General features: G+C 73.0%; 25 protein-coding genes. 14 read left to right on the top strand and 11 right to left on the bottom strand.

The features are described from left to right. Nucleotides 1–134 precede the first annotated feature (134 nt). Nucleotides 135–710, top strand: a complete 576-nt coding sequence (locus ABTZ99_RS33300; protein ID WP_499616963.1) for a Uma2 family endonuclease — start codon at nt 135–137, stop codon at nt 708–710. On the opposite strand, the gene ABTZ99_RS33295 is transcribed toward ABTZ99_RS33300, so the two are convergent. From ABTZ99_RS33295 to ychF, 5 genes are all read right to left on the bottom strand, one after another. After that, a complete protein-coding gene (locus tag ABTZ99_RS33295; RefSeq protein ID WP_498774262.1) occupies nt 694–1,116 on the bottom strand; it encodes a type II toxin-antitoxin system death-on-curing family toxin in 423 nt (140 codons plus the stop codon). The genes ABTZ99_RS33300 and ABTZ99_RS33295 overlap by 17 nt on opposite strands. Then, on the bottom strand, nt 1,113–1,316 hold the full coding sequence (locus ABTZ99_RS33290; RefSeq protein ID WP_230567334.1) for a CopG family transcriptional regulator: 204 nt from the start codon (nt 1,314–1,316) through the stop codon (nt 1,113–1,115). Before ABTZ99_RS33290 ends, ABTZ99_RS33295 begins: the two co-directional genes overlap by 4 nt. Before the next feature lie 77 nt (nt 1,317–1,393). Beyond that, nucleotides 1,394–1,648, bottom strand: coding sequence for a Txe/YoeB family addiction module toxin (locus tag ABTZ99_RS33285; protein ID WP_230567335.1), 255 nt, complete (start codon nt 1,646–1,648; stop codon nt 1,394–1,396). Continuing rightward, a complete protein-coding gene (locus ABTZ99_RS33280; protein WP_308257208.1) occupies nt 1,645–1,926 on the bottom strand; it encodes a type II toxin-antitoxin system Phd/YefM family antitoxin in 282 nt (93 codons plus the stop codon). Before ABTZ99_RS33280 ends, ABTZ99_RS33285 begins: the two co-directional genes overlap by 4 nt. A gap of 107 nt (nt 1,927–2,033) precedes the next feature. Next, the gene (gene ychF, locus ABTZ99_RS33275; RefSeq protein ID WP_499616958.1) at nt 2,034–3,113 is read right to left on the bottom strand and encodes a redox-regulated ATPase YchF; all 1,080 of its coding nucleotides are present in this window, start codon (nt 3,111–3,113) and stop codon (nt 2,034–2,036) included. An 80-nt stretch (nt 3,114–3,193) separates the two neighbouring features. Between ychF and ABTZ99_RS33270 the strand changes: the two genes are divergently transcribed. From ABTZ99_RS33270 to ABTZ99_RS33260, 3 genes are all read left to right on the top strand, one after another. After that, a complete protein-coding gene (locus ABTZ99_RS33270) occupies nt 3,194–4,462 on the top strand; it encodes a bifunctional transcriptional activator/DNA repair enzyme AdaA (protein WP_499616955.1) in 1,269 nt (422 codons plus the stop codon). Continuing rightward, entirely contained in the window at nt 4,459–4,956 is a 498-nt protein-coding gene (locus ABTZ99_RS33265; protein WP_498774250.1) for a methylated-DNA--[protein]-cysteine S-methyltransferase, read from the top strand. The genes ABTZ99_RS33270 and ABTZ99_RS33265 overlap by 4 nt, the downstream gene beginning before the upstream one ends. Before the next feature lie 117 nt (nt 4,957–5,073). After that, on the top strand, nt 5,074–5,514 hold the full coding sequence (locus ABTZ99_RS33260) for a DUF6326 family protein (RefSeq protein WP_499616952.1): 441 nt from the start codon (nt 5,074–5,076) through the stop codon (nt 5,512–5,514). Nucleotides 5,515–5,520: 6 nt separating this feature from the next. Here the strand turns inward: ABTZ99_RS33260 and ABTZ99_RS33255 are convergent, their stop codons facing one another. Both ABTZ99_RS33255 and ABTZ99_RS33250 read right to left on the bottom strand, forming a co-directional pair. Then, nucleotides 5,521–6,300 carry a DUF6542 domain-containing protein gene (locus ABTZ99_RS33255; protein WP_498774246.1) on the bottom strand — a complete coding sequence of 260 codons (780 nt, stop codon included), beginning with the start codon at nt 6,298–6,300 and terminating at the stop codon, nt 5,521–5,523. 37 nt (nt 6,301–6,337) lie between these two features. Beyond that, nucleotides 6,338–7,276, bottom strand: a complete 939-nt coding sequence (locus ABTZ99_RS33250; RefSeq protein ID WP_498774244.1) for a DNA recombination protein RmuC — start codon at nt 7,274–7,276, stop codon at nt 6,338–6,340. A gap of 97 nt (nt 7,277–7,373) precedes the next feature. On the opposite strand from ABTZ99_RS33250, the gene ABTZ99_RS33245 reads away from it, so the two are divergent. The 3 genes from ABTZ99_RS33245 to ABTZ99_RS33235 all read left to right on the top strand — a co-directional run bounded on the left by ABTZ99_RS33245 (nt 7,374) and on the right by ABTZ99_RS33235 (nt 12,504). Beyond that, complete coding sequence (locus ABTZ99_RS33245; RefSeq protein ID WP_499616949.1) at nt 7,374–8,516, top strand: metallophosphoesterase family protein; 1,143 nt, start codon at nt 7,374–7,376, stop codon at nt 8,514–8,516. Beyond that, entirely contained in the window at nt 8,513–11,392 is a 2,880-nt protein-coding gene (locus tag ABTZ99_RS33240; protein ID WP_499616946.1) for an AAA family ATPase, read from the top strand. The genes ABTZ99_RS33245 and ABTZ99_RS33240 overlap by 4 nt, the downstream gene beginning before the upstream one ends. A gap of 203 nt (nt 11,393–11,595) precedes the next feature. After that, entirely contained in the window at nt 11,596–12,504 is a 909-nt protein-coding gene (locus tag ABTZ99_RS33235; protein ID WP_498774238.1) for a PLL family lectin, read from the top strand. Between the two features lie 71 nt (nt 12,505–12,575). Here ABTZ99_RS33235 and ABTZ99_RS33230 read toward each other — a convergent pair whose 3' ends face one another. From ABTZ99_RS33230 to ABTZ99_RS33220, 3 genes are all read right to left on the bottom strand, one after another. Beyond that, nucleotides 12,576–15,452 (bottom strand): AfsR/SARP family transcriptional regulator, encoded by a 2,877-nt coding sequence (locus tag ABTZ99_RS33230; RefSeq protein ID WP_499616943.1) that lies wholly within the window; start codon nt 15,450–15,452, stop codon nt 12,576–12,578. Between the two features lie 243 nt (nt 15,453–15,695). Further along, on the bottom strand, nt 15,696–17,579 hold the full coding sequence (locus tag ABTZ99_RS33225) for an ABC transporter ATP-binding protein (protein ID WP_499616940.1): 1,884 nt from the start codon (nt 17,577–17,579) through the stop codon (nt 15,696–15,698). Between the two features lie 328 nt (nt 17,580–17,907). Next, complete coding sequence (locus ABTZ99_RS33220) at nt 17,908–18,852, bottom strand: 4-hydroxy-3-methylbut-2-enyl diphosphate reductase (protein ID WP_498774232.1); 945 nt, start codon at nt 18,850–18,852, stop codon at nt 17,908–17,910. 64 nt (nt 18,853–18,916) lie between these two features. Here ABTZ99_RS33220 and ABTZ99_RS33215 point away from each other — a divergent pair, with 64 nt between their 5' ends. The 6 genes from ABTZ99_RS33215 (at nt 18,917) to ABTZ99_RS33190 (ending at nt 23,405) form a co-directional block, all read left to right on the top strand. After that, a complete protein-coding gene (locus ABTZ99_RS33215) occupies nt 18,917–19,423 on the top strand; it encodes a lipid droplet-associated protein (RefSeq protein ID WP_498774230.1) in 507 nt (168 codons plus the stop codon). Continuing rightward, the gene (gene xseA / locus ABTZ99_RS33210) at nt 19,420–20,748 is read left to right on the top strand and encodes an exodeoxyribonuclease VII large subunit (RefSeq protein ID WP_498774228.1); all 1,329 of its coding nucleotides are present in this window, start codon (nt 19,420–19,422) and stop codon (nt 20,746–20,748) included. The genes ABTZ99_RS33215 and xseA overlap by 4 nt, the downstream gene beginning before the upstream one ends. After that, complete coding sequence (locus ABTZ99_RS33205) at nt 20,705–21,136, top strand: sugar ABC transporter substrate-binding protein (RefSeq protein WP_498774226.1); 432 nt, start codon at nt 20,705–20,707, stop codon at nt 21,134–21,136. Before xseA ends, ABTZ99_RS33205 begins: the two co-directional genes overlap by 44 nt. Continuing rightward, nucleotides 21,133–21,342, top strand: coding sequence for an exodeoxyribonuclease VII small subunit (locus tag ABTZ99_RS33200; RefSeq protein WP_053719410.1), 210 nt, complete (start codon nt 21,133–21,135; stop codon nt 21,340–21,342). The genes ABTZ99_RS33205 and ABTZ99_RS33200 overlap by 4 nt, the downstream gene beginning before the upstream one ends. 54 nt (nt 21,343–21,396) lie before the next feature. Then, the gene (gene glpX, locus ABTZ99_RS33195; RefSeq protein WP_498774223.1) at nt 21,397–22,452 is read left to right on the top strand and encodes a class II fructose-bisphosphatase; all 1,056 of its coding nucleotides are present in this window, start codon (nt 21,397–21,399) and stop codon (nt 22,450–22,452) included. Nucleotides 22,453–22,637: 185 nt separating this feature from the next. Continuing rightward, on the top strand, nt 22,638–23,405 hold the full coding sequence (locus tag ABTZ99_RS33190; RefSeq protein ID WP_498774221.1) for a S1 family peptidase: 768 nt from the start codon (nt 22,638–22,640) through the stop codon (nt 23,403–23,405). Nucleotides 23,406–23,468: 63 nt separating this feature from the next. Here the strand turns inward: ABTZ99_RS33190 and ABTZ99_RS33185 are convergent, their stop codons facing one another. Continuing rightward, nucleotides 23,469–23,801 carry a hypothetical protein gene (locus ABTZ99_RS33185; RefSeq protein ID WP_499616932.1) on the bottom strand — a complete coding sequence of 111 codons (333 nt, stop codon included), beginning with the start codon at nt 23,799–23,801 and terminating at the stop codon, nt 23,469–23,471. Between ABTZ99_RS33185 and ABTZ99_RS33180 the strand changes: the two genes are divergently transcribed. Then, on the top strand, nt 23,791–24,150 hold the full coding sequence (locus ABTZ99_RS33180) for a L,D-transpeptidase (RefSeq protein ID WP_498774217.1): 360 nt from the start codon (nt 23,791–23,793) through the stop codon (nt 24,148–24,150). The genes ABTZ99_RS33185 and ABTZ99_RS33180 overlap by 11 nt on opposite strands. Nucleotides 24,151–24,206 lie beyond the last annotated feature (56 nt).

The raw sequence follows: 24,206 nt of genomic DNA, 5'->3' as shown, positions 1-24,206 counted from the left end.
GTGGGCTCACCTGAGCCCACCGCCCCGAGGTCTGTTCACGGCTCGGTGCTCCGCCCCACCGGTCCGTCGTCGTGGTCGCGCCATGCCATCGTGCGACTACCAGGGCACCTGCTCACGACCTAGCGTCCACCGCCATGAACACCTTGCCCGGTTGGATGTGCCCGCCACGGGAGGAAGGCTGGTTCGCCGAAGACCTGGACCTCCTGACCGACGCTCCCCGCCACACCGAACTGATCGACGGAACGCTCGTCTTCCGGATCTACCCGCAGCGGTCGTGGCACAGCCGCCTCCTCTCGGAGCTCACCCGAGCGCTCGACGACGGGGCACCCGGCGGCATCGAGGCCGTGCAGGGGATGACCGTGCGACTCGACGCCCGGAACCGCCCGGAAGCCGACGTCATCGTGACGTCCTCGCCCTACGACCCGGACCAGACGTGGTTCGAGCCCGTCGACGTGCTGCTGGTGGCAGAGGTCGTCTCAGCCGAGTCCGCCTTCCGCGACCGCACGGTGAAGCTGCGCAAGTACGCGGCGGCCGGCATCCGGCACTACTGGCTGGTCGAGGACGAGGCCGGCGGCCCGGTCGTGCACGTCTACGAACTGGACGAGCCGACCAAGTCCTACGCGCCCACCGGCGTGTTCCGCGACTCGCTGCACCTCACCGTGCCGTTCGAGATCGACGTCGACCTGGCCAAGCTCATGCCGGGTCGGTGAACCGGAACTCCGGCGCGGCGCGGGGAGGCGTCGGGTCGGGCTTGGTCCAGCCGGCCAGGCGCGCGGCGGCTTCCGGGTGGCCGATCCCACTGGTCGCGAGCGCGATCACCAGGTCGTAGGCGTCGTCCTCCGGCGCGTCCAGGTCGATCCCGTTGAGGCCGTAGAAGACGAACGCCGACATCCACCCCAGCCGCTTGTTCCCGTCGATCAACGGGTGGTTGCGCAGGACCGACTCCAGCAGCACGGCGGCCTTCTCGTGCACGCCCTCGTACGCGTCCTGCCCCATCAGCGACGACCGCGGCCGGTGGGCGGCGGAGTCCAGCAGGCCCACGTCGCGGACCTGGGGCACGCCCAAGTCGTCCGCGAGCGCCAGCAGGTCCTCCAGGGTCAGGTACTCCACGGTCACTGCGCGAGCCGGTCGAGCAGCCCCGCGTACCGCGCGCGCCCCTCAGCGGAGAGGCCTCGTACACGGTCCTGGCGGACCCGGCGTGCGGCGGCGTCGGCGATCGCGCGCACCACGGCCTCGTGCTTGCTCACCCCGTCCGCCTCGGCGAGCAGGGCGAGCGCGCGTTCCTGCTCGTCGGACAGCCGCAACGTCATCGCCATGCCGTGATGCTACCAATGTGGTAGCAAGATCCGGTCGCAGTTCCCGGGTACGCCGGCTCCGGGCAACTCTCCCTCGATCAGTAGTGATAACGGGCCGCGAGGATGACGATCTCGTCGTTGACGACGAGGTAGACCAGCCGGTGCTCGTCATCGATCCGGCGCGACCAAGCACCCGGGAGGTGGTGCTTGAGAGGCTCGGGCTTGCCGATCCCGGTGAACGGGTCGCGGAGGACGTCCTCGATGAGCTTGTTGATCCGGGCGAGCGTCTTGCGGTCGTTCTTGAGCCAGGACGTGTAGTCCTCCCAGCCGTGCTCTTCGAAGACGAGCCTCACTCGCCACCCTTGTCCGCGTCTGCCGCATCCGGGTCGATCAGCGCACGCTCGGAGAGGTTGATCCGGCTCAGCGCGTTCTCGTAGGCCTTGAGCAGCCGACGAGCGTTCGCGGGCGAGCGCAGGAGGTAGGAGCCTTCGCGCAGGGCGGCGTAGTCCTCGGCGGAAACCAGCACGGCGTTTCCGTGCTTGGACACGATCTCGACGGCGTCGTGGTCCTCGTTGACCCTCTTGATCAGGGGAAACAGGTCTCTACGGGCCTCGCTCGCGGTGATGGACACGGCGGGCACCCCCTCTTCTCTGGTACCGGATATCGTACCACCCTGAAGGACGGCGGGGGCATGCCGAGGAGGCCGGACGAGCTGTCCGACCTCCTTCGATCAACCGGTCAGACGTTGAAGCGGAACTCCACCACGTCGCCGTCTGCCATGACGTAGTCCTTGCCCTCGATGCGGACCTTGCCGGCGGCCTTCGCGGCGGCCATGGAGCCCGCCTCCACCAAGTCGGTGAACGAGACCACCTCGGCCTTGATGAAGCCGCGCTCGAAGTCCGTGTGGATCACCCCGGCCGCCTGCGGCGCGGTCGCGCCCTTCGGGATCGTCCAGGCCCGCGACTCCTTCGGGCCCGCGGTCAGGTAGGTCTGCAGGCCCAGGGTGTGGAAGCCCGCCCGCGCCAACGAGTACAGGCCCGGCTCGTGCTGCCCGATCGACTCCAGCAGCTCGCGCGCGGACTCCTCGTCCAGCTCCAGCAGCTCCGCCTCGACCTTGGCGTCGAGGAACACCGCGTCCGCGGGCGCCACCAGCTCGCGCAGCTCCTTGAGCTTCGCCTCGTCGGTGAGCACGGCCTCGTCGGCGTTGAACACGTACAGGAACGGCTTCGAGGTCAGCAGGCTCAGCTCGCGCAGCAGCTCACCGTCCACTTCGGACTGCGCGGCGAACAGCGTGCGCCCGCCGTCGAGGACCTCGCGCGCCTTCTGCGCCGCCTCCAGCGCGGGACGGCGGTCCTTCTGCGTGCGGGCTTCCTTCTCCAGCCTCGGGATGGCCCGCTCCAGGGTCTGGAGGTCGGCCAGGATCAACTCGGTGTTGATCGTCTCGATGTCGGCGGCCGCGTCGACGCGACCGTCGACGTGGATCACGTCGGAGTCGTCGAAGACCCGGATGACCTGGCAGATCGCGTTCGCCTCGCGGATGTTGGCGAGGAACTTGTTCCCCAACCCCGCGCCTTCGGACGCCCCCTTCACGATGCCCGCGATGTCGACGAACGACACCACCGCCGGCACTTCGCGCTCGGAGCCGAAGATGTCCGCCAACTTCGCCAGGCGGGCGTCCGGCAGCGGCACCACGCCGACGTTCGGCTCGATGGTCGCGAACGGGTAGTTCGCCGCCAGCACGTCGTTGCGCGTGAGGGCGTTGAACAGGGTGGACTTGCCGACGTTGGGCAGGCCGACGATACCGAGGGTCAAACTCACGGTGGGTGAGTCTACGCGCCCCCAACGCCGTGTCCGATTCCCGCGAGACCCCACGTCCCGCCCCTGGCAGAGTGGGTCGCATGCTCCTCGACGACGAACGCGCCTACCGGGCCGTCGCCGCCCGCGACGCCCGCTTCGACGGGTGCTTCATCCTCGCGGTGCGCACGACCCGGATCTACTGCCGGCCGTCCTGCCCCGCCGTGACGCCGAAGCGCCGCAACGCCGAGTTCTACCCGACCGCGGCGGCGGCGCAGTCCGCCGGCTACCGGGCGTGCCGGCGGTGCCTGCCCGACGCCGTGCCCGGCTCGCCGGAGTGGAACCTGCGGGCCGACCTGGCCGCCCGCGCCATGCGCCTGATCTCCGACGGCGTGGTGGAGCGGGAGGGCGTGCCGGGGCTCGCGGCGCGCCTGGGCTACTCCGAGCGCCACCTGACCCGCGTGCTGACCGCCGAGCTGGGCGCCGGACCGCTGGCGCTGGCACGTGCGCACCGCGCGCACTCCGCGAGGCTGCTGATCGAGACGACGGACCTGTCGTTCGCGGACATCGCGTTCGCGGCCGGTTTCGCCAGCGTGCGGCAGTTCAACGACACGATCCGGGCGGTGTTCGCGGCCACGCCGTCGGCGATGCGCTCGACCCGTGCCGCGTCGACCACGCCGGGCCGCATCACGCTGCGCCTGCCGTACCGGCCGCCGTTCGACGCGGCGGGGCTGCTGGCGTACTTCCGGGCGCACGCGATCCCGGGCGTCGAGCACGTGACGGACCGCTGCTACGCGCGGTCGTTGCGCCTGCCGCACGGCCAGGCGACCGTGCTGCTGGAGCCCGCGGCGGGGCACGTGTCGTGCTCGCTGCGGTTGACCGACCTGCGCGACCTGGGCAGCGCGGTGAGCCGGGTGCGGCGGCTGCTGGACCTGGACGCCGACCCGGTGGCGGTGGACGACTTCCTGGCCGCCGACCCGGCGCTGCGGCCGTCGGTCGTCGCCCGGCCGGGCGTGCGGCTGCCGGGGAGCGTCGACGGCGCGGAGACCCTGCTCAGGGCGCTCGGCCACGACGCGCCGGGCGAGCCGTTGGAGCAACCCGACGGTCCGGTGACGCACCTGTACCCGGCGCCCTCGGCGATCGACTCGCCGGTGGCGCGGGCCCTGGCCGACGGCACGTTGCGGGTCGACGTCGGCCGTGACGCGGACGAGCTGCACGCCGAGCTGTCGGCGTTCCCCGGCGTCGGCCCCGAGGTCGCCTCGTACGTGGTGATGCGCGTGCTCGGCGCCCCTGACATCCCTTTGACCAGCGACAACATCGCGTGGCGCCCGTGGCGCTCGTACGCCGCGATGCACTTGAGGAGGACCGCGTGAGCACCGGCCACGTGTCGACCGTCGACACCCCGATCAGCCCTTTCACCACCGTCGTCGCCATGGACGGCGCCGTCCTGGCCAGCGGGTGGACCGCGGACGTGGACGAGCTGCTGCCCCAGGTCTCGCCGTCACTGCGCCCGACGACCCTCGCGCACCGCCGCGACCTGGGCGCGGTGACCAGGGCCGTGCGCGCCTACCACGCGGGCGACCTGGACGCGATCGCCGACGTCCCGGTCCGGCAGCGCGGGGGCGAGTTCATGCAGCAGGCGTGGGAGGCGCTCCGCACCGTCGCGGCGGGCAAGCCGGTCAGCTACGCCGACTACGCCCTGCTCGCGGGCAGGCCGTCCGCGGTGCGCGCCGCCGCGACCGCGTGCGCCCGCAACGCGGCCACCCTGTTCGTGCCGTGCCACCGGGTGATCCGCACCGGCGGCGCGATCGGCAACTTCCGCTGGGGCGCGGACGTGAAGCGCTGGCTGCTCGCCCACGAGTCCTGACCGGAAGTACCGCTCGGGCACCGGCCGACCGGCCGGGAGGACGTCGGCCGAGAGCCCGATGTGGTCCGCGCCCGGCACGATCACGCTGGATCTCCGGAGCCCCCACAGGAGGAGCGGATGGCCGTGCGGACGACACCTGGGAAGCAGTACCGGGACGCCCCGGTCGACGTGAAGCTCGTGCTCGGCGCGCTGTGGACGGCGGTGCTGTTCACGTTCGCCTACGTCGACATCTTCGGGTTCTACCGCGCCGACGTCCTCGACGCCGCGCTCGACGGCGAGGTGGCGGGCACGCCGTTCGCGGTCGACCAGGTGTTCCTGGTCTCGACCTTGCTCTACCTCCTGCCGCCGATCCTGATGGTGGTCCTGTCGCTCGTGCTCGAGGCGCGGGTCAACCGGATCGTCACCATCGTCGTCGGCGTGCTCTACGCGATCACCCTGATCGCGTCGTGCGTCGGCGAGACGTGGGTCTACTACCTCGTCGGCAGCGCCGTGGAGGTGGCGCTGGTCGCCGTCATCGTCCGCCTCGCCTGGAAGTGGCCGGTCGCGCCCGGTCGGTGACGCCCGTCAGGCCTCGTCGCGCGGGGGGCGGGGACGGCGAGGCGGCCGGGCGCCGTCACGCGGCGGGGCCGGGCGCCGGGGGCGGTCCGGGGAGCCGGCCGGCGGGCGGGGGCGCTGGGGGCGGTCCTCGTCGGTGGCCGGGCGGCGGCGGTCCGCGGGCGCTTCGCCGCGGTCGGCGCGGGGGCGCTTCTTCGGGCGGTCCTCCGGCTCCGGCTTCTCGGCGCGGGCCGGGCGGTCGGGGCGGTCCTGGCGGTCGGCGCGGCGGGGCTTGTCCGGCTTCCGCTTCGCCTCCCGCTTCTCGTCCTTGGTCGGCCGGTTCGGGTCCTTCTGCGTCGTCACGCGGACGATGCCGATGATCACCGTGCACGCCGTCGTGATCGCCATCGCCGGGAAACCGTCGATCAACGGCTTGCCCAGCGCCAGGCCGACCGCCGCCAGCCCGCCACCGGGCATGCCCTGCGTCAGCATCACCAGGACCGGCACCACGATCGCCAGCACCAGCGGCGGCTGGACGACCGGGCCGAACATCGAGCGCCGCTCGACGAACACCACCGCGCCGACGCAGCCCACGAAGAACGTGACGGCGAACACCCAGCCCACGGTGTGCGCGGCCGAGTTGACGTCGACGAACGTGCCGACGATGGCCACCACGAACGCGATGAGCACCGCGGCCCACCAGGGCAGACCCCGGAAGCTGCCGAACATGGCGCGGTCGTTCCATCGGACGGCGGTGTACTCGTCGTCCTCCGGCTCGCTGCGCGAGTCGTCACGCATTGCAGCGGTCACGCACACTCCTCGTTCGGCTCAGTCCCGACACACTCTATTACGCCTCCCGGGCGTCCAAGGGTGCACCGAGGCCCGCCTCGTCCGTCCGCCGCACCAGCGGCAGGGGTGTGACGTCGGACGACGCGTTGCTCAACGGCTCGACGGCCGCCCGGAAACCCTCCAACGCGTCCAGCTCGCGCCGCCGCGCCGACAGGAACCGCTGCAGGTGCGTGCTCGACAGGTTCACCGCGTCGATGGCGCCGTCGGCCGCCCGGTGCGCCCGCGACGCCGCCGCCCTGACCTGCTCGACGTCGTCGGCCAGCGCGCGGTCGGTCACCGCGAACATCGCCGCCGACGCGATCACCGCGAACCCGGTCGGCCCGCACAGGAACACCCGCCGGTCGAGCAGCCACCGCAGCAGCTCGGGGTCCGTGTCCAGGGCCGCGACCACCGCGCCGTCGTTCGGCACGAACATGATCGTCCCGTAGATGGCGTCGGCCCACCGCTGGTAGCCCTTGCCCGCCAGCTCCGCGGCCCGCGCCCGGATGTTGCGCACGTGCACGCGCAGCGCGTCGACGCGCTCGGTCGCGTCGTCGGTCTCCACCGCCTCCGCCCACGTGGCCATGCTCATCTTCGCGTCCACCGGCACCCGCCGACCGCCGCCGACGTTGAGCACCAGGTCCGGCCGCACCGAACCGCCGCCCGCCACGTCCACCTGCAGGTCGAAGTGGATCCCCTCGCGCAGGCCGAGCACCCGCGCCGTCTCCACCAGCACCTTCTCGCCGAGCTCGCCGCGTCCGCTGACCGAGGAGAACGCCACCTCGTAGCGCTGCAACGCCGCCCACTGCGCGTCGCCGCGTTCCCGTTCGGCCCGCACCGCGGCCAGCGCGGCGTCGGTGCGCCGCACGCTGTCCTGGTAGAGCCGCCACAGGAACACCAACGCACCCGCGAGCAGGAGCGCCACGACCACCGCCGCCGTGCTGAGGACCGCCGTCATCCCCCGATCATCGCGCACAGGTGTCCGACCACACGTTCGAGCGACACGCCGAGCGGGTTGGACGATCAGAGGGCCCGCCGGCCCTAGCGTGGCCGACGTGTTGATCCTGCACACGTCCGACTGGCACGTGGGGCGCACCTTCCACGGCCGTGACCTGCTGCAAGAGCAGGAAGCGGTGCTCAGCGGCCTCGCCGACACGGTGTCGGACGAACGGGTCGACGCGGTCGTCGTGGCGGGGGACCTGTTCGACCGGGCCGTGCCGAACGCGGAAGCCGTCGCGGTGTGCTCCCGGGTGCTCAAGCGCCTCCGCGAGGCGGGCGCGAAGATCGTGATCACGCCGGGCAACCACGACTCGGCGGCCCGGCTGGGCTTCCTCGGCGCGTTCGCCGAGGCGGGCGGCCTGCACCTGCGCACGCGGGTGGCCGAGCTGCACGAGCCGGTGCTGTTCGCCGACGAGCACGGTCCGGTGGCGGTCTACGGGATCCCGTTCCTGGAACCGGAGACGGCGCGGCACACGCTCGGCGTGGAGGCCAAGGGCCACGGCGGCGTGCTCACCGAGGCGATGCGGCGGATCAAGCTGGACCTCGCGGCCCGACCGGGCACCCGGTCGGTGGTGATGGCGCACGCGTTCGTGACCGGCGGCGAGCCGTGCGAGTCGGAGCGCACGATCGCGGTGGGCGGCGTGCAGGACGTGTCGGGCGCGGTGTTCGCCGGGGTCGACTACGTGGCGCTGGGCCACCTGCACGGCCAGCAGACGTTGGCCGAGCACCTGCGGTACTCGGGCAGCCCGGTGGCGTACTCGTTCTCCGAGGCGCGGCACCACAAGTCGGTGTGGCTGGTCGAGCTGGGCGCGGGCGGACTGGCCGGGGTGCAGCGGAGGCCGCTGCCGGTGCCCCGCGCGCTGTCGGCGGTGAGCGGCTCGCTCGACGACCTGCTGCTCGACCCGGACCACGAGCCGGTCGAGGACCACTTCCTCTCGGTCACGCTCACCGACCGGGTGCGCCCGCTGGACGCGTTGCGCCGCTTGCAGAAGCGGTTCCCGCACGCGGTGCACGTGGAGTGGCGGCCGGAGGGCGGGCGGACCGGCGAGCTGCGGTTCGCCGAACGGGTGCGCGGCCGCGGCGACGAGGAGATCGCCTGCTGCTTCGTCGAGGACGTGCGCGGCGACCAGCCCGGCCCGCGCGAGCTGGACCTGCTGCGCGAGGCGTTCGCCGCGGCTGCCCGGGAGGACGAGTCGTGAAGCTGCACCGGTTGGCGGTCAGCGGGTTCGGCCCGTACGCGCGGCTCGAGGAGGTCGACTTCGACCTGCTCGGCGCGGACGGCCTGTTCCTCCTGCACGGCGACACGGGCGCGGGCAAGACGACGCTGCTCGACGCGGTGGCGTTCGCGCTGTTCGGCAAGGTCCCCGGCGCGCGCGGCGACGTGAAGCGGCTGCGCTGCGACTACGCCGACCGCGACACCCCCACGTACGTGGAGCTGGAGCTGACCGTGCGCGGCAGGCGGTTCCGGATCAAGCGCAGCCCCGAGTACGAGCGGCCGAAGAAGCGCGGCGACGGCGCGACCCGGCAGCAGGCGCAGGTGTCGCTGACGTGGGTCAGCGGGTGGACCGGCGAGGGGCACAGCCGCATCGACGACGTGGCCCGCGAGGTCGAGGGCCTGCTCGGGATGACGGCCGAGCAGTTCTTCCAGGTGGTGCTGCTGCCGCAGGGCGAGTTCGCCCGGTTCCTGCGCGCGGAGACCGCCGAGCGGGAGAAGCTGCTGGAGAAGCTGTTCGGCACGGAGCGGTTCCTGGACGTGGAGAAGTGGTTCCGGGAACGCCGCGCCGAACGCAGGCGCGAGGTCGCGCAGCTCGGCCAGGAGCACCGCGACCTGACGCTGAAGGTCGCCGAGGTCGCGCTGGAGGAGCTGCCCGAGGGCGGCGGCGACCAGGAGTGGCTCAGCTCCCTGCTCAAGCGGCTGGACGAGGACGAGCGCGACGCCGAGCGGCTCTCGGCCGAGGCCTCCGGGCGGCGCACCGCGGCCGAGCGGGAGTGGCAGGAGGCGCGGGCGCGGCACGAGCGGGTCCGCCGGGTGCGCGACGCGCGCCGCCACCTCGACCGGTTCGCCGAGGTGGAGCCGAGCCTGCGGGCGTGGGTCGCCGAACGCGACGCGGCCCGGCAGGCGGCGGTCGTGGCGCCCGCGCAGGACCGCGCGGTGAAGCTGGCGCGCGAGCTCGACGCCGCCGTCGCCCAGGAGCGGGCGGCGGCCGCGGCCGTGTCCGCCCTCGGCCACGAGGGCTCCGACCTGCGCGGCGACGCCGAACGCCTGCGCGAGGAGGCGGGCGGGCTCACGAGCCTGGCCGCCGAAGCCGAGCGGCAGCGCGTCGACCAGCGGCGGATCGCACAGCTGGACCGCGACGTCGCCACCACGTCCCAGCGGCTGGCCGCCCTGGTCACCCAGCTGGACGAGGTGCCGCACCGGCTGGCCGCTGCGCGGGGCGCGGTCGAGGAGGCGGCGGAGGCCGCGGCCCGGCTGCCGCAGGTGTCGGGGCTGGCCGCCGCCGCGGCCGAGCTGCCGCGCGTGGAGCGGGCGTTCCGGGAGGCGGACGAGGCGCGGCGGGACGCGGTGGACGCGCAGCAGAAGGCCCGCGAGAAGCTGCTCCGGATCCGCCGGGAACGGCTGGACGGGATGGCGGTCGAGCTGGCCGGCCGGCTGCGCGCGGGCCACGAGTGCCCGGTGTGCGGGTCGGCCGAGCACCCGTCGCCGGCGCAGCCGATGCTGGACGCGGTGACGGCCCTGGACGAGGACGGCGCCGCCGACGAGGACCAGCGCGCCCTGGACCGGCGGCAGCGGGCCGAGCAGGAGGCGCACCGGCTGGGCGAACGGCTGGCGTTGCTGCGCGAGCAGCTGGGCGACCGGCCGCCGGCCGAGCTGGAGCGCGAGCACCGGTCCGTGGTGGCGTGCGCCGAGCAGTGGGAGAGCAGGCAGGCCGAGCTGGCCGAGCTGGAGACCAAGGTGCAGCGCGCGCTCGACCAGCGTGGTGCGCTGGAACGGGAACTGGCCGAGGCGGGCGCGCAGCGGGCGCAGCTGGTGGAGGCCGTCGAGGAGCGCGGCGCCCGGTTGGAGGAGGCCCGCGGCGACTTCCCGGACGTCGGCACGCGCCGGGCGCACCTCGGCGACCTGGCCGACGCGCTGACCGAGCTGGCCGCGCGTCGCGCCGCCGTGGCCGAGCACGAGGAGCGCCTGGCCGACCAGCGGCTGGAGGTGGCGCGGCTGGCCTCGCTCGCCGGGTTCGCCGACGTGGCCGACGCCCTGGCCGCGGCACGCCCGGCCACCGCCGTCGCCGAGCTGGAGACCCGGATCCGCGACGTCGAGAAGACCCGGACCGCGGCCGAGAGCACGTTGGCCGAGCTGCCCGACACCGACCCGGACGACGAGGTCGACGTGGCAGGCGCGGAGGAGCGGTTCCGGGTGGCGAGCGACGCCGCGACCGAGGCCGCGACGGCGTTGACGAACGCCCGCACGAGGGCCGCGCGCGCCGCCGACCTGGCCGAGCGGCTCCGGGACGCGTGGCTGCGGCTGGAGCCCGTGGAGGCCGAGTTCGCCGAGCTGGACGCGTTGACCGACGTGATCAACGGGTCCGGGCAGAACACCAAGAGCATGACCCTGCGCACGTACGTGCTGGCCGCCCGGCTGGAGGAGGTCGCGGTGGCGGCCAGCGCCCGGCTGGAGCGGATGAGCCAGGGCCGCTACCGGTTCGTGCACTCGGTCGAGGCCGGTCCGCGCGGCACCCGGGGTGGGCTGGGCCTCGACGTCATGGACGACTACTCGGGGCAGCAGCGGCCGGCGAAGACGCTGTCCGGCGGCGAGTCGTTCCTGGCGTCCCTGTCGCTGGCTTTGGGCCTGGCCGACGTGGTCGCGGCGGGCGCCGTGCTGGACACGCTGTTCATCGACGAGGGCTTCGGCACGCTCGACGCCGAGACCCTGGAGCTGGTGATGACGACGCTGGACGAGCTGCGCGCCGGCGGCCGGGTCGTCGGCCTCGTCTCCCACGTGGAGGAGCTGCGGCAGCGCATCCCGACCCGGTTGCGAGTCCGCAAGGCCCGCGAGGGCTCCTCGCTGGAACTCACGGCCTGATTCACGATCGAGGGTCGCCCGGCAGTATTACGTGCTTCGGGAAATTGACGTCGAGTGACCACTCGGCTGAGTGAAGCACAATTTATGCGGAGATCTCGAACCGTGGTGGACCAACGGTTTTTCAACCATTGGGAAACCACTGCCCCGTGCTAGATTCCCTCCTGTTCGGAGTTTTAAACATCGAACTCTGAGGAGATCTTCCGATGAATATCTCATTCACCAGGATGTTGTTCGTCGTGCTCTTGGCGCTGTTCTCGACGAGTGCCACCGCGGCCGCCGCGGAACCCGAAGCGGCGGCGGACAGACAGTGGTCGGGCTGGACCGACCTCGGCGGCGTGGTCACCGCGGGCCCGGCCGTGTCGTCGTGGTCGGAGAACCGGCTCGACGTGTTCGCCCGCGGCACCGACTCGGCCGTCTGGCACCGGTGGTGGAACGGGTCCTCGTGGTCGGGCTGGGAAAGCCTCGGCGGCAACATCATCGACAACCCGGCGGCCGTCTCGTGGGGCCCCAACCGCATCGACCTGTTCGGCCGCGGCACGGACAACCACCTGTGGCACAAGTGGTGGAACGGCTCGTCCTGGTCCGGCTGGGAAGACCTCGGCGGCATCATCACCGCAGGTCCGGCCGTGTCGTCGTGGTCGGCCAACCGGCTGGACGTGTTCGTCAGGGGCTCGGACGGCGCGTTGTGGCACAAGTGGTGGAACGGGTCGTCGTGGTCCGGTTGGGAGAGCCTCGGCGGCGTGTTCATCGACAACCCGGCAGCGGTGTCGTGGGGCGCGAACCGCATCGACGTCTTCGTCGAGGGCCTGAACAACCATCTCTGGCACAAGTGGTGGAACGGCTCGTCCTGGTCCGGCTGGGAAGACCTCGGCGGCGTGATCACCGCGGGCCCGGCCGTGTCGTCGTGGTCGGCCAACCGGCTCGACGTGTTCGCCAAGGGCACCGACAACCAGCTCTGGCACAAGTGGTGGAACGGGTCGTCGTGGTCGGGTTGGGAAAACCTCGGCGGTGTTTTCCTGCACAACCCGGCGGCCGTCTCGTGGGGGCCGAACCGCATCGACGTCTTCGTCGAGGGCACGAACAACCACGTCTACCACAAAGCGTGGTACTGAGCACGGCTGAACATCGCCCGTGAGAACCGCTCCCTTTCCCGCGCGCCGGGGAAGGGAGCCGGCGTTCGCCCTTAACCCCGACGATCGACTTTCACCTGGGAGCCGTCGACCGGACGTGCGCCGGGCGCACGGCGCGTCGCGAGCAGCCGGTGCCGGCGGGCGTCGTCCGGCCGGTCCCAGGCCGCGTAGGCGCGGGCGAGGCCGTCGTGGGCGAGTGCCTCCTCGTGCCGGTCGCCCGTGCGGCGGGTCAGCGCCAACGCCTCGTGGTGGTGCTCGACGGCGCGCCCGGGGTCGCCGCCGGCGGTCGCCAGCTCGCCCAGGGTGTCGAGCACCTCGGCCTCCAGGTCCCGGTTGCCGGTCGCGCGTGCGCCCGCGAGCGCCTCGGCCAGGTGCTTCGCGGCGATCTCCCACCGGCCGAGCCGGAGGTGGACCAGCCCCAGGTTCGCCTGCAGGTGGCCCACCAGCGCGTGGTCGTTGTCGACGTCCGGCACGGCCGCCACCGCCCGGTCCATGTGCCGCAACGCCTCCTCGTGCCGCCCCGACGCCTCGTGCACCAGCGCCAGGCTGCACAGCACGGCCGCCTCGCCGCGCCGGTTGCCGATGGCCCTGGCGATGGACAGCGCCTCCTGGAAGGTCCGCTCCGCCTCCTCGTGCCGACCGAGGCGGCGCAGCACGACACCCAGGTTCTTCAGCACGCGACCGGTGAAGCTCACGTCACCGGTCTCCCGCCCGACCGCGACCGCCTGCTCGTGGTGGCGCAACGCCTCCTCGTAACGACCCAGCCGCTCGCACGCCACGCCGAAGCCGGTGAGCGCGGCGCCCTCGGCGGCCCGGTCCGCGCGCCTGCGGCCGGCCACGAGGGCGTGCGTGTGCAGGGCGAGGGACTCGTCGTGGTGGCCGCGGACGTGGAAGTAGGGCCACAGGGTGGCGGTCAGCGCCTCGGCGTGCTCGGCGTCGCCGTGCCGGGCCGCGTGCTCGGCGACCGCGAGGAGGTTCGCCCGCTCGGCCTCCAGCCACCCCACCGCGTCGGCCCGGGTGCGCAGGCAGGGCGGCGCCGGCGCGGACGGCCGCCCGGCGTGGTCGGCGGGGTCGAACAGCCCCATCGCGACCGCCGCCACGCGCACGTAGTGCTCCGCCAGGGCCCGCACGGCCGCGTCCCGCCCGTCGTCGCCGTCCACCTCGGCGGCGAGGCCGCGGGCGTAGGTGCGCAGCAGGTCGTGCATCTGGAACCGGCCGTCGGCCGTGCGCTCCACGAGGTGCGACTGGACCAGGGCGTCGACGTGCCGCCGGGCCGCCGCGTCGTCCGAGCCGGTCAGCGCGGCGATCGCGGCGACGCCGAGTTCCCGGCACGGGTGCGCGCCCAGCAGCCGGAACACCCGCGCGACCGCGGGCGGGAGGTGCCGGTAGGACCACGAGAACGCCGACCGCAGCGCCGCGTGGGGGTCGGCGTCGTCGTCCAGCCGGTCCAGCCGGTCCTGTTCCCGGGTCAGCTCGCCGGCGAGGTCGGCCAGCGAGGCCGCGGGGCGGCCGGTGGCCAGTTCGGCGGCCAGGCGCAGCGCCAGCGGCAACCTCGCGCACAGCTCCACCAGGACGTCCACCGCGCGCGGGTCCGCCGACGCGCGGTCGCCGATCAACGCGCGCAGCAGGTCGCCCGCCTCGTCGGCGGGCAGGAGGTCGAGCCGCAGGCGGGTCGCGCCGTCCTTGGCGATCAGCCCGCGCATCGAGTCGCGGCTGGTCACCAGCACCGCGCAGCCCGGCGACCCGGGCAGCAGCGGCCGGACCTGGGCGGCCGTGCGGGCGTTGTCGAGCACCACGAGCACCCGCCTGCCCGCCAGCCGGGACCGGAAGGCCGCGGACCGCTCGGCCAGGTCCTGCGGGATGTCCCGGGAGTCGACGCCCAGCGCGCGCAGGAAGCCGGACAGGGCGTCACCCGGGCCGACCGGCAGGTCCGGGTCGTAGCCGCGGAGGTTGACGTAGAGCTGCCCGTCGGGGAACCGGTCGCGCACACGCTGCGCCCAGTGCAGCGCCAAGGAGGTCTTGCCGACCCCGCCGGTGCCGGTGACGACCGCGATCGGCGGCGGCTGCCGGTCGTCGGCGCGCACCAGCAGGCCGTCGAGCCGCTCCACGTGCTCGGCACGTCCGGTGAACCCGGCGACGGCGGCCGGCACCTGCGCGGGGCACACCCCGGCCGGGGCCGCCTCCCGCCCGACCGCCAGGTTCGGGTCCTGGTTGAGGATGTCGAGGTGCAGCCGGCGCAGCTCCTCGCCCGGCCGCAGGCCCAGTTCCCGGTCGAGCAGCGCGCGGCCCTCGTCGTAGACGTCCAGCGCCTCCGCCTGGCGGCCCGCCCGGTACAGCGCGGTCATCAGCGCGCCGCGCAACCGTTCCCGGAACGGGTGCCGCGCGACCAACCCGGTCAGCGCGACCGCCGCCTCCTCGTGCGACCCCAGCGCCGACAACGCCGCCGCGTGCCCTTCCAGCGCCGTCAGCCTGCGCTCGACCAGCCGGGCCTTGACGGCGTCCGCGTCGGGGCCGGCCAGGTCGCGGAACGGGTCGCCGCGCCACAGCTCCAGCGCCTCGGCGAACGCCGCCACGGCCTGCCGGTGCGAGCCCGCGTCACCGTGCCGCCGTCCCGCGCGGACCAGGTCCTCGAACCGGTGCGCGTCGAGTCCGCCCTCCGCCACCCGGACCCGGTAGCCGGCCCGACCGCCGTCGATCCACTCGCCGGCGAGCAGCCGGCGCAGCTGCCAGACGTAGGTCTTGGTGTTCTTCTCCGCCGACGCGGGCGCGCCCTCCGGCCAGAGGGCCTCGACCAGCCGCTCGACGCTCACCCACTCGTCCGCGTGCAGCAGGAGCGTGGCCAGCAGCACCCGCGGTTTCCGGGCGTCGACGGGCACCCGCACACCGTCGGACCGCACGACGTCGACCGCGCCCAGGACCCGGAACAGCACTCGGCACACTCCCTGCGCCCCGGCTCCCCACGGCCGAGGCGGCACCGAAGGTAGCGCACACCGGACCCCGGTCGTAGACCGTCGCTGTACCGCCGCTGTACCGGCGTGCGCCAGGCTCGACCGCGCGGTTCGCCGGCCGTGACCTTCGCTGGGGGGAGGGCCACGGCCACGAGCTGACCGGGCGGCGGGCGCCGGGCGGCACCCTCCACCCGCCGCCCGGTCACGACCGCCGTGCACCCCCGGCTAGGACGCGAGCAGCCCGCCCCGGTACGCGGAGGCCTGCAGCTCGAACAGCTCGAAGTAGTGCCCCCGCAACGCCATCAGCTGCTCGTGCGTGCCCTGCTCGACGACCCGGCCCTGGTCGAGCACGACGATCCGGTCGGCGTTGCGGATGTTCGCCAGCCGGTGCGTCACCAGGATCGTGGTGCGCCGCGCGGTCGCCTCGCGCAGGCCCTCGAACACCCTCGCCTCCGCCTTGGCGTCCAGCGCGGCCGTCGGCTCGTCGGCCACGAGCACCGCCGCGTCCCGGTACATGCCGCGCGCGATGCCCATCCGCTGCCACTGCCCGCCGGACAGGTCCTGCCCGTCGTTGAACTGCCGCGACAGCACGGTGTCCGGCCCCGCGGGCAGGCTCGCCAGCACCTCGTCCGCGCCCGACTTCGCCACCGCCTCCTGCCACGCCTCGTCGTCCTCGCGCTCCAGCCGCCCGACCGTCACGTTGTGCCGGGCGGTCATCGGCCACTGCGCCGGGTCCTGCGCGATCACCGCGATGGACGAGTGCACCGAGTGCGGGTCCGCCTCGGCCAGGTCGACGCCGTCCCACGCGACCGTGCCCGACGACGCCGGGTACAGGCCGGTCAGCACCTTGCCGAGGGTCGTCTTGCCCGACCCGTTCTCGCCCACCAGCGCGATGACCTCGCCGCGCGCCACGGTCAGGTTCACCTCCCGCAGCGCGGGCTTCGGCGCGCCCGGGTAGGTGAACGAGACGTCCGTCAGCGTGATCTCCTCCGGGTCCGCCGGCGCCTTCACCGGCGAGCTGCCCTGGGCCCGTTCCGCGCCTTCGACCAGCAGCTTGCGGTAGAAGTCGATGTAGAACGAGTCCTCGTAGAGCGAGTTGACCGCCCGGGTCGTCGACGCCAGCGACGAGAAGCCGGTGCGCATGGCCAGCACCGCCGTGCCCGCCAGCGCCAGCTCCATGCCGCCGGTGTGCAGCAGGAAGCCCAGCACGACGTAGGCGATCGCGGTGCCGACGCCGGCCAGCGCGCGTCCGGTCAACCGCACCATGTTCGTGCGGTGCGCCATCCGGATCTCGTCGGCCATGAGGCTCTCCGCGATGCGCCGGTGCTCGCCGAGCAGGCGTTCCTGCAACGTCAGCGCGTGCCGTTCCAGCGCGAAGTCGCGGTCGGTGGCGACCTCCTCCACCACGCCCTTGCGCGTGTTGCGGGTCACCGAGTCGAGGAAGTGCTCGTAGCGCAGCTTGGACGCCCGCGCCGACGCCCAGGCGTTCGCGAACGCGGCCAGCAGCAGCGCCGGCGCCAGCCACGGGTTGAGGAACCCGACCGTGACCACGGCCGCGGTCAGCGAGATGCCGCCGGAGAGCAGGTCCGCCAGGTACCGCAGGCTGCTCTCCAGCGAGCGGACGCCACGCCGGCCGCCCTGGCGGGCCAGCTCGCGGAAGTCGGCGTCCTCGAAGGCGAGGAGCTGGGCGCGGACCAGGACGGCGGTGACCTCGTCGTTCGCCTCACGCGTGACCCTCGGCCGGAGCGAACTCTCCACCGCCGCGACCGCCGTGTCGAGCAACGCGCGGAGCACGAACGACCCCACCACCACCGCCAACGCGGGCAGCGCCTGCGTCACGCGCTCCGGCGTCGGGCCGTCACGCAGCAGCGCGGAGAACACGTCGGCCGTGGCGAGCAGCCCGAACGCGGTCACGCAACCGGACAGCACGTGCACCACGCCCGCCGCCACCGTGAGCCGGGGCGACGTGCGCCAGGCGAGCCGAACCACCATCGCCACCGCCGACGGCAGGCTCTTGAGGGCCTTGCCCAAGCTCACCGACGTCCCACCACGACGACGGGCCCACTTGGGGGTGGCGACGTTCTCCACCCCGATCAGCACGCTGCTCATCGTTCCAGGAAACGCGAACTTCACCCCCGCGCCAACCGCTTACGCCGTCAGCGCAGCTCAGTGCTTCGGGGAGCCAGAATTGTCAGACCCCGCCGGCAGGATGAGAAAGGGCTCCCCTCGGCCGGGGCTTCACCGCCACCGACCCGAGCGCACCCCCCGATCGCCGACCTGGCCGAACCCGACCGGCCGCACCGCAGCGGCACCGCAACGCGGACTTCGTGCTCCCACGGCCTCACCGAACCGCACCGGCCGCGACGTCGGCAACGCCTGGACCCACGGATCACCGGGACGTCCCTGGAGCCGGACGTCCCGGTGCCACCGGCACGTCCTAGCGGACCATGTCCTTGCGCAGTTCGCGCGGCAGGGCGAAGGCGATCTTCTCGTTCGCCGTGGTGATCTCCTCGACGTCGCCGTAGCCCTGGGTCGCCAGGTACTCCAGCAGCTCCATCACCAGGATGTCCGGCACCGACGCGCCGGACGTCACGCCGACCGTCGTCACGCCCTCCAGCCACGCCGGGTCGACCTCGCGCGCGTAGTCGATCAGGTACGACGCCCGCGCGCCCGCCTGCAGCGCCACCTCGACCAGCCGCACCGAGTTGGACGAGTTCTTCGACCCGACCACCAGCACCAGGTCGCACTCCGGCGCCATCGTCTTCACCGCGGTCTGCCGGTTGGACGTCGCGTAGCAGATGTCGTCCGACGGCGGCTCCTGCAGGTCCGGGAACCGCTCCTGCAACTGCCGCACCCGCACCATCGTCTCGTCCACCGAGAGCGTGGTCTGCGAGAGCCACACCACCTTGGACGGATCGCGCACGACGACCTTGTCGACGTCCTCGGCGGTGTCGACGAGCTGGATGTGCGAGGGCGCCTCGCCGTACGTGCCCTCGACCTCCTCGTGCCCCTCGTGGCCGATGAGCAGGATGTCGTAGTCCTCGCGGGCGAACCGCTTCGCCTCGTTGTGGACCTTCGTCACCAGCGGGCAGGTGGCGTCGATCGTGCGCAGCTGCCGCGAGGCGGCCTCCTCGTGCACGGCGGGCGACACGCCGTGCGCCGAGAACACCACGAGCGCGCCCTCGGGCACCTCGTCGGTCTCGTCGACGAAGATCGCGCCACGCCGGGACAGCGTCTCCACGACGTGCTTGTTGTGGACGATCTCCTTGCGCACGTAGACCGGCGCGCCGTACTGCTCGAGCGCCTTCTCCACGGTCACGACGGCACGGTCCACCCCGGCGCAGTAGCCACGCGGCTTGGCCAGGAGCACTCGCTTGTCCATGACGACCAGGGTACGGCGTGCCGGATGTAGGCATCCGACGGCCGACTGCGGCAGGCTGTAGGGCATGAAGCCACTGCCCCTGACCGTCCGCCTCGCCGCGGGACTGGCGGTCACCGCCGTCGAGCAGGCCCGGAAGCTCCCGGGGCAACTCGCGGGCCTCCCGGTCACCGTGGTCAGTGAGGCCCTGCAGCTGTCCATGCGGCTCCAGCAGCGGGTGACGGAACTCGCAATCAAGGGCGACGACGTGCTGTCCGTGCTGCGGCCGGTGGAGCAGGAGCCCGAGTGGGCGACGTTCGACGAGGACGAGGGCATCGCCGCGCCGACCACCGGCGACGAGACCGACCTCGACGCCGACGACCCGTGGGCGGTGGAGGAGCAGGCCCTGGCCGCCGAGCCGCCCGCCGTGCTGCCGAACTACGACGAGCTGTCGTTGGCGCAGCTCAGGGCACGTCTGCGCACCCTGACCGCGGAGGACCTCGAGGAGCTGCTGGCGCACGAGCGCACGCACGCCGCCCGCCCCGAGTTCACCGGCATGCTCACCCGCCGCATCGCGAACCTCAAGAACCAGTGAACCCCGAGCGGACGAGCACCGAGAAACCCCAGGTCGACAGGTCGAGCCCGGAGAACCCGTGGCCGGTGCGCACGGTCGCGCGCAAGATCTTCGACTGGATCAACCGGCTCGGCGACGTGTGGGTGGAGGGCCAGGTCACGCAGCTGAGCGCGCGTCCGGGCACGGCGACGGCGTTCCTCACCCTCCGCGACCCGTCCGTGGACATGTCGATGCAGCTGACCGCGCCCGTCGGCATGGTGCGCGAGCTGCAGCTGTCCGAGGGCAGCCGGGTGGTGGTGCACGGCAAGCCCAACTTCTTCCCCAACCGCGGCACGCTGAGCCTGCGCGTGGACGAGATCCGGCAGGTCGGCATCGGCGAGCTGCTGGCCCGGATCGAACGCCTGCGCAAGCTGCTCAACGCCGAGGGCCTCTTCGACCCGCGTCGCAAGCGAAAGCCGCCGTTCCTGCCGAACAAGATCGGCCTCGTCACGGGGCGCGCGTCGGCCGCCGAGCGGGACGTGCTGACCAACGCGCAGGCCCGCTGGCCGGGCGCCCGGTTCCGGGTGGTCAACGTTGCGGTGCAAGGGGCCTTGGCGGTGCCGCAGATCCTCACCGCACTGTCGACTCTGGACCGCGACGCCGAAGTGGACGTCATCGTGCTGGCCCGCGGCGGCGGCAGCGTGGAGGACCTGCTGCCGTTCTCGGACGAGGCGCTGTGCCGGGCGGTGGCGCAGTGCCGCACGCCGGTGCTGTCCGCGATCGGGCACGAGCCGGACACACCGCTGGTGGACCACGTGGCGGACCTGCGGTGCTCCACGCCGACCGACGCGGGCAAGCGGGTGGTGCCGGACGTCGCGGAGGAGGGCGAGCGGATCCGCCAGCTGCGCGACCGCAGCAGGCGCGCCCTGCACGGCTGGGTGGACCGGGAGCGGAAGCTGCTCGCGGCGCTGCGCACCCGTCCCGCGCTCTCGGACCCGCACGGTCCGCTGGACCGGCGCGCGGAGGACGTCGACCGGCTGCGGGAACGCGCCCGGCGCGCGGTGCGGAACCGGCTCGACTCGGAGACGGCCGGGCTGGTCGCCACCACGGCGCGCTTGACGACCCTCGGGCCTGCCGCCACGCTGGCGCGGGGGTACGCGGTGGTCCAGCTCGTCACCCCGGACGGGGTCGACGGTGTGCTCCGCTCGACCTCCCAAGCTCCCGCGGGCACCCGGCTGAGGGTGCGCGTGGCCGACGGCGCGGTGCACGCGGTCGTCACCTCCGACGGGGACGGCGCCGAGGCGCACGCCGGCGGAGACGGCAATGCGGCCCAAGAAGGAGGCGGTGGTGCCGAACCCCGCACGTGAGCCCACGTTCCTGCCCTTGACGGTGGCCGCCGCGGGCGAAGCCGACGACGAGGGCGCGAGCGCCGTGCGCAGCCGCGCCGTGTCGGCCGACCAGGCCGCCGCCGACTGCTGGCTGTCCCTGGTGGCCGGCTGCACGTCGGGCAGGCAGACGTTGATCAACCGCTTACACGACCTGTCCGAGGCGACCTCCGGCTACGCCGGGATGCGGTGGTGGCTGGGCCACGGCTCGGTGCACCGCAAGCGCGTCGCCGCCGCCGAGCACCGCATCGACGACGCCGTGCGCGAAGGCGACGGCGCGGAGTTCGCCGAGGCGTTCATCGGGTACGACCAGGCGGTCGCGACCGTCGTGGTGCACGTCCAGAACCGATTGGGGAAGTTGTCCACGTGAGCGAGCCGGGCTACGAGCAGGCCAGGGACGAGTTGGTGGAGGTGGTCCGCAGGCTGGAGGCGGGCGGCCTGTCGCTGGAGGAGTCGCTGGCGCTGTGGGAACGCGGCGAGGCCTTGGCGAAGACCTGCGAGCGGCAGCTCGCGGGCGCCCGGGAACGGATCGATCAAGCACTCAGTGTGACCGAGGAGGACGTGGCCGAGGCGTGATGACGTGCGAGGATTGGTCTACCGGCCGGTAATCGCAGTCGCAGGAGGAACCTCATGGTCACAGCCAGCAGCCCGTCCGAGCGTCGTCGCGAAGCACCCGATCGGAACCTCGCGCTGGAGCTCGTCCGGGTGACCGAGGCGGCCGCGATGGCCGCCGGGCGCTGGGTTGGCCGCGGCGACAAGAACGGCGGCGACGGCGCGGCGGTGGACGCCATGCGCAAGCTGATCGGCACCGTGTCCATGCGCGGCGTCGTGGTGATCGGCGAGGGCGAGAAGGACGAGGCGCCCATGCTGTTCAACGGCGAGGAGGTGGGCGACGGCAACGGCCCCGAGTGCGACGTGGCGGTCGACCCGATCGACGGCACCACGTTGATGGCCAAGGGCATGCCGAACGCCCTCGCGGTGCTCGCGGTGGCCGAGCGGGGCGCGATGTTCGACCCGTCGGCCGTGTTCTACATGGAGAAGCTCGCCACCGGGCCGGAGGCGGCGGACGTCATCGACATCACCGCGCCGATCGCGGAGAACATCCGCCGGGTGGCGCGGGCCAAGCACAGCGACGCCTCCGACGTGACGGTGTGCGTCCTGGACCGGCCGCGGCACGAGTCGCTGGTCGCCGACGTGCGCGCGGCGGGCGCCCGGATCCACTTCATCTCCGACGGCGACGTGGCGGGCGCGATCTCGGCGGCCCGGCCGAACACCGGCATCGACCTGCTGGTCGGCATCGGCGGCACGCCCGAGGGGATCATCGCGGCGGCGGCGCTGAAGTGCATGGGCGGCGCGATCCAGGCCAAGCTGTGGCCCAAGGACGACGAGGAGCGGCAGAAGGCGCTGGACGCGGGCCACGACCTGGACCGCGTGCTGCTGACCGACGACCTGGTGCGCGGCGACAACGTGTTCTTCTGCGCCACCGGCGTGACGGACGGCGACCTGGTGCGCGGCGTGCACTACCGGGCGGGCGGCTGCACGACCCAGTCGATCGTGATGCGCTCGAAGTCCGGCACGGTGCGGATGATCGACGGCTTCCACCGGCTGACCAAGCTGCGCGAGTACTCGTCGGTCGACTTCGACATCCCGTCGACCGGCGAGGACGCCCTCCCGCCGCTCCCCTAGCGCGTTCGCCGCCGCCGTTCGCGACCCACCGCTGCCGTTCGCGACCCACCGCTGCCGTTCGCGACCCAGCGCTGTCAACTGTGAACCCAGCGTTACCGGCCGATCGGCTGTAGTGATCACGCCGCGTTCATCCCTAGTTTCCGATCCGTCCCCGAGCACCCTGCGCCGGGGACGGAGAGGAAGCGATGAAGGTTCGTACCCTGTTCACCGCCTTCGCGGTGGCGGTCGGCGCGGCACTCGCCTCGGCGGCCGGGGCGGCGGCGGCCCCGGCGACCGACGGCGGCGTCACCCCGTTCATCGTGGGCGGCGGCAACGCCACGCAGACCTACTCGTGGATGGTCTCCCTGCAGAGCACCACGGGCAGCCACTTCTGCGGCGGCTCGCTGATCAAGGCCAACTGGGTCGTCACCGCCAAGCACTGCGTGCAAGGCCGGTCGGCGTCCTCCATCCGGGCGCGCATCGGCACGACCAACCGCACCAGCGGCGGCACGGTCGCGTCCGGCGCCCAGGTCGTGACCCACTCGTCCTACGACATCGCGCTGGTGCGCCTGTCCACCTCGGTGGGCCAGACGCCGATCGCGGTGGCGTCGACGTCGGGTCCGGTCGGCACGGCCACCCGCATCATCGGCTGGGGCCAGACGTGCGCCCCGCGCGGCGGCTGCGGCGCGCCGATCACCCTGCAGGAGCTGAACACCTCGATCGTGGAGGACAGCCGCTGCCTGGGCATCTACGGCTCGGTGGAGATCTGCACGAACAACCCGAACGGCAACTCGGGCGCCTGCTACGGCGACTCGGGCGGCCCGCAGGTCAAGTCCGTGAACGGCGTGTGGCAGCTGGTCGGCGCCACCAGCCGCGCGGGCAACAACAGCTCCACCTGCGCCACCGGCCCGTCGATCTACATGGACGTGCCGGCGTTCCGCTCGTGGATCAGCCAGTACGCGGGCGCGGTCTAGGCCGCTCGTCCTCGCGTTCGAAGGGCCGTCCCTCCTCCGGGTGGGGCGGCCCTTCCCAATTCGTTACCGGGCGGCCTGCAACCACAACCTCCGGGACGGCGTCTCCAGGGTCAGCACACAGCACGATCTCTGGGGGGTTTGCGCGATGCGCAAGGCAGCACTGGTGGCAATCGCTTTCCTGGCAACGGCTTGCGGGACGTCCGAGGCCTCGGGCCCGGCCGCGGCCCCGTCTTCGGCGGCCTCGTCGGTTTCCTCGTCGGTTTCCTCCGCCGCACCGACGTCGGAGCCGTCCTCCCCCGCCCCGGCCTCCACGCCCGCGCCTGCGACCGAGACCACGGAGACGACGCCGGACCCGCAGCCCGCGCCGCCGCCCCCGCCGGTGACCGTGCCCGGCACGCCCTGCGACATCACCGAGGGCGCGTGCGTGCGGCTGTCGACCAACGAGTCGTGGCTGATCAGCGGCGGCAAGATCAGCTACGGGCCGGTGCCGACGACGTCCGGGATGGCCGGCTACGAGACGCCCGTCGGCTACCACTCGGTGCTGTGGAAGGTCGAGCTGGACTACAGCCGCGACTTCGGCATGGCCGAGATGCCGTACTCCACCTACTTCGTGAGCAACGGCATCGCGTTCCACGAGGGCAGCCTCACGGATCCGTCGCACGGCTGCATCCACCTGTCACGCGAAGCGGCGGCGAAGTACTTCCACACCCTCCGAGTGGGTGACCAGGTCCAGGTGACCGCGTAACGCGGTGTGTCGGATCACTCCTCGGTGGGTAATCCTGACACCGAGGAGTGATAGCG

It is taken from the genome of Actinosynnema sp. NPDC002837 (genome assembly GCF_040295345.1).
Taxonomy (GTDB): domain Bacteria; phylum Actinomycetota; class Actinomycetes; order Mycobacteriales; family Pseudonocardiaceae; genus Actinosynnema.
Note: the sequence above shows the minus strand (reverse complement) of the source record. Positions and strands in the feature narration are given on the sequence as shown.

What these genes read in the sequence shown, in the direction of transcription:
- ABTZ99_RS33190 (WP_498774221.1), top strand. Translation starts at nt 22,638, where the DNA reads ATGAAGGTTCGTACCCTGTTCACCGCCTTCGCGGTGGCGGTCGGCGCG.
- ABTZ99_RS33300 (WP_499616963.1), top strand. Translation starts at nt 135, where the DNA reads ATGAACACCTTGCCCGGTTGGATGTGCCCGCCACGGGAGGAAGGCTGG.
- ABTZ99_RS33215 (WP_498774230.1), top strand. Translation starts at nt 18,917, where the DNA reads ATGAAGCCACTGCCCCTGACCGTCCGCCTCGCCGCGGGACTGGCGGTC.
- ABTZ99_RS33235 (WP_498774238.1), top strand. Translation starts at nt 11,596, where the DNA reads ATGAATATCTCATTCACCAGGATGTTGTTCGTCGTGCTCTTGGCGCTG.
- glpX (WP_498774223.1), top strand. Translation starts at nt 21,397, where the DNA reads ATGGTCACAGCCAGCAGCCCGTCCGAGCGTCGTCGCGAAGCACCCGAT.
- ABTZ99_RS33205 (WP_498774226.1), top strand. Translation starts at nt 20,705, where the DNA reads ATGCGGCCCAAGAAGGAGGCGGTGGTGCCGAACCCCGCACGTGAGCCC.
- ABTZ99_RS33225 (WP_499616940.1), bottom strand. Translation starts at nt 17,579, where the DNA reads ATGAGCAGCGTGCTGATCGGGGTGGAGAACGTCGCCACCCCCAAGTGG.
- ABTZ99_RS33270 (WP_499616955.1), top strand. Translation starts at nt 3,194, where the DNA reads ATGCTCCTCGACGACGAACGCGCCTACCGGGCCGTCGCCGCCCGCGAC.
- ABTZ99_RS33290 (WP_230567334.1), bottom strand. Translation starts at nt 1,316, where the DNA reads ATGGCGATGACGTTGCGGCTGTCCGACGAGCAGGAACGCGCGCTCGCC.
- ABTZ99_RS33220 (WP_498774232.1), bottom strand. Translation starts at nt 18,852, where the DNA reads ATGGACAAGCGAGTGCTCCTGGCCAAGCCGCGTGGCTACTGCGCCGGG.
- ABTZ99_RS33250 (WP_498774244.1), bottom strand. Translation starts at nt 7,276, where the DNA reads ATGACGGCGGTCCTCAGCACGGCGGCGGTGGTCGTGGCGCTCCTGCTC.
- ABTZ99_RS33260 (WP_499616952.1), top strand. Translation starts at nt 5,074, where the DNA reads ATGGCCGTGCGGACGACACCTGGGAAGCAGTACCGGGACGCCCCGGTC.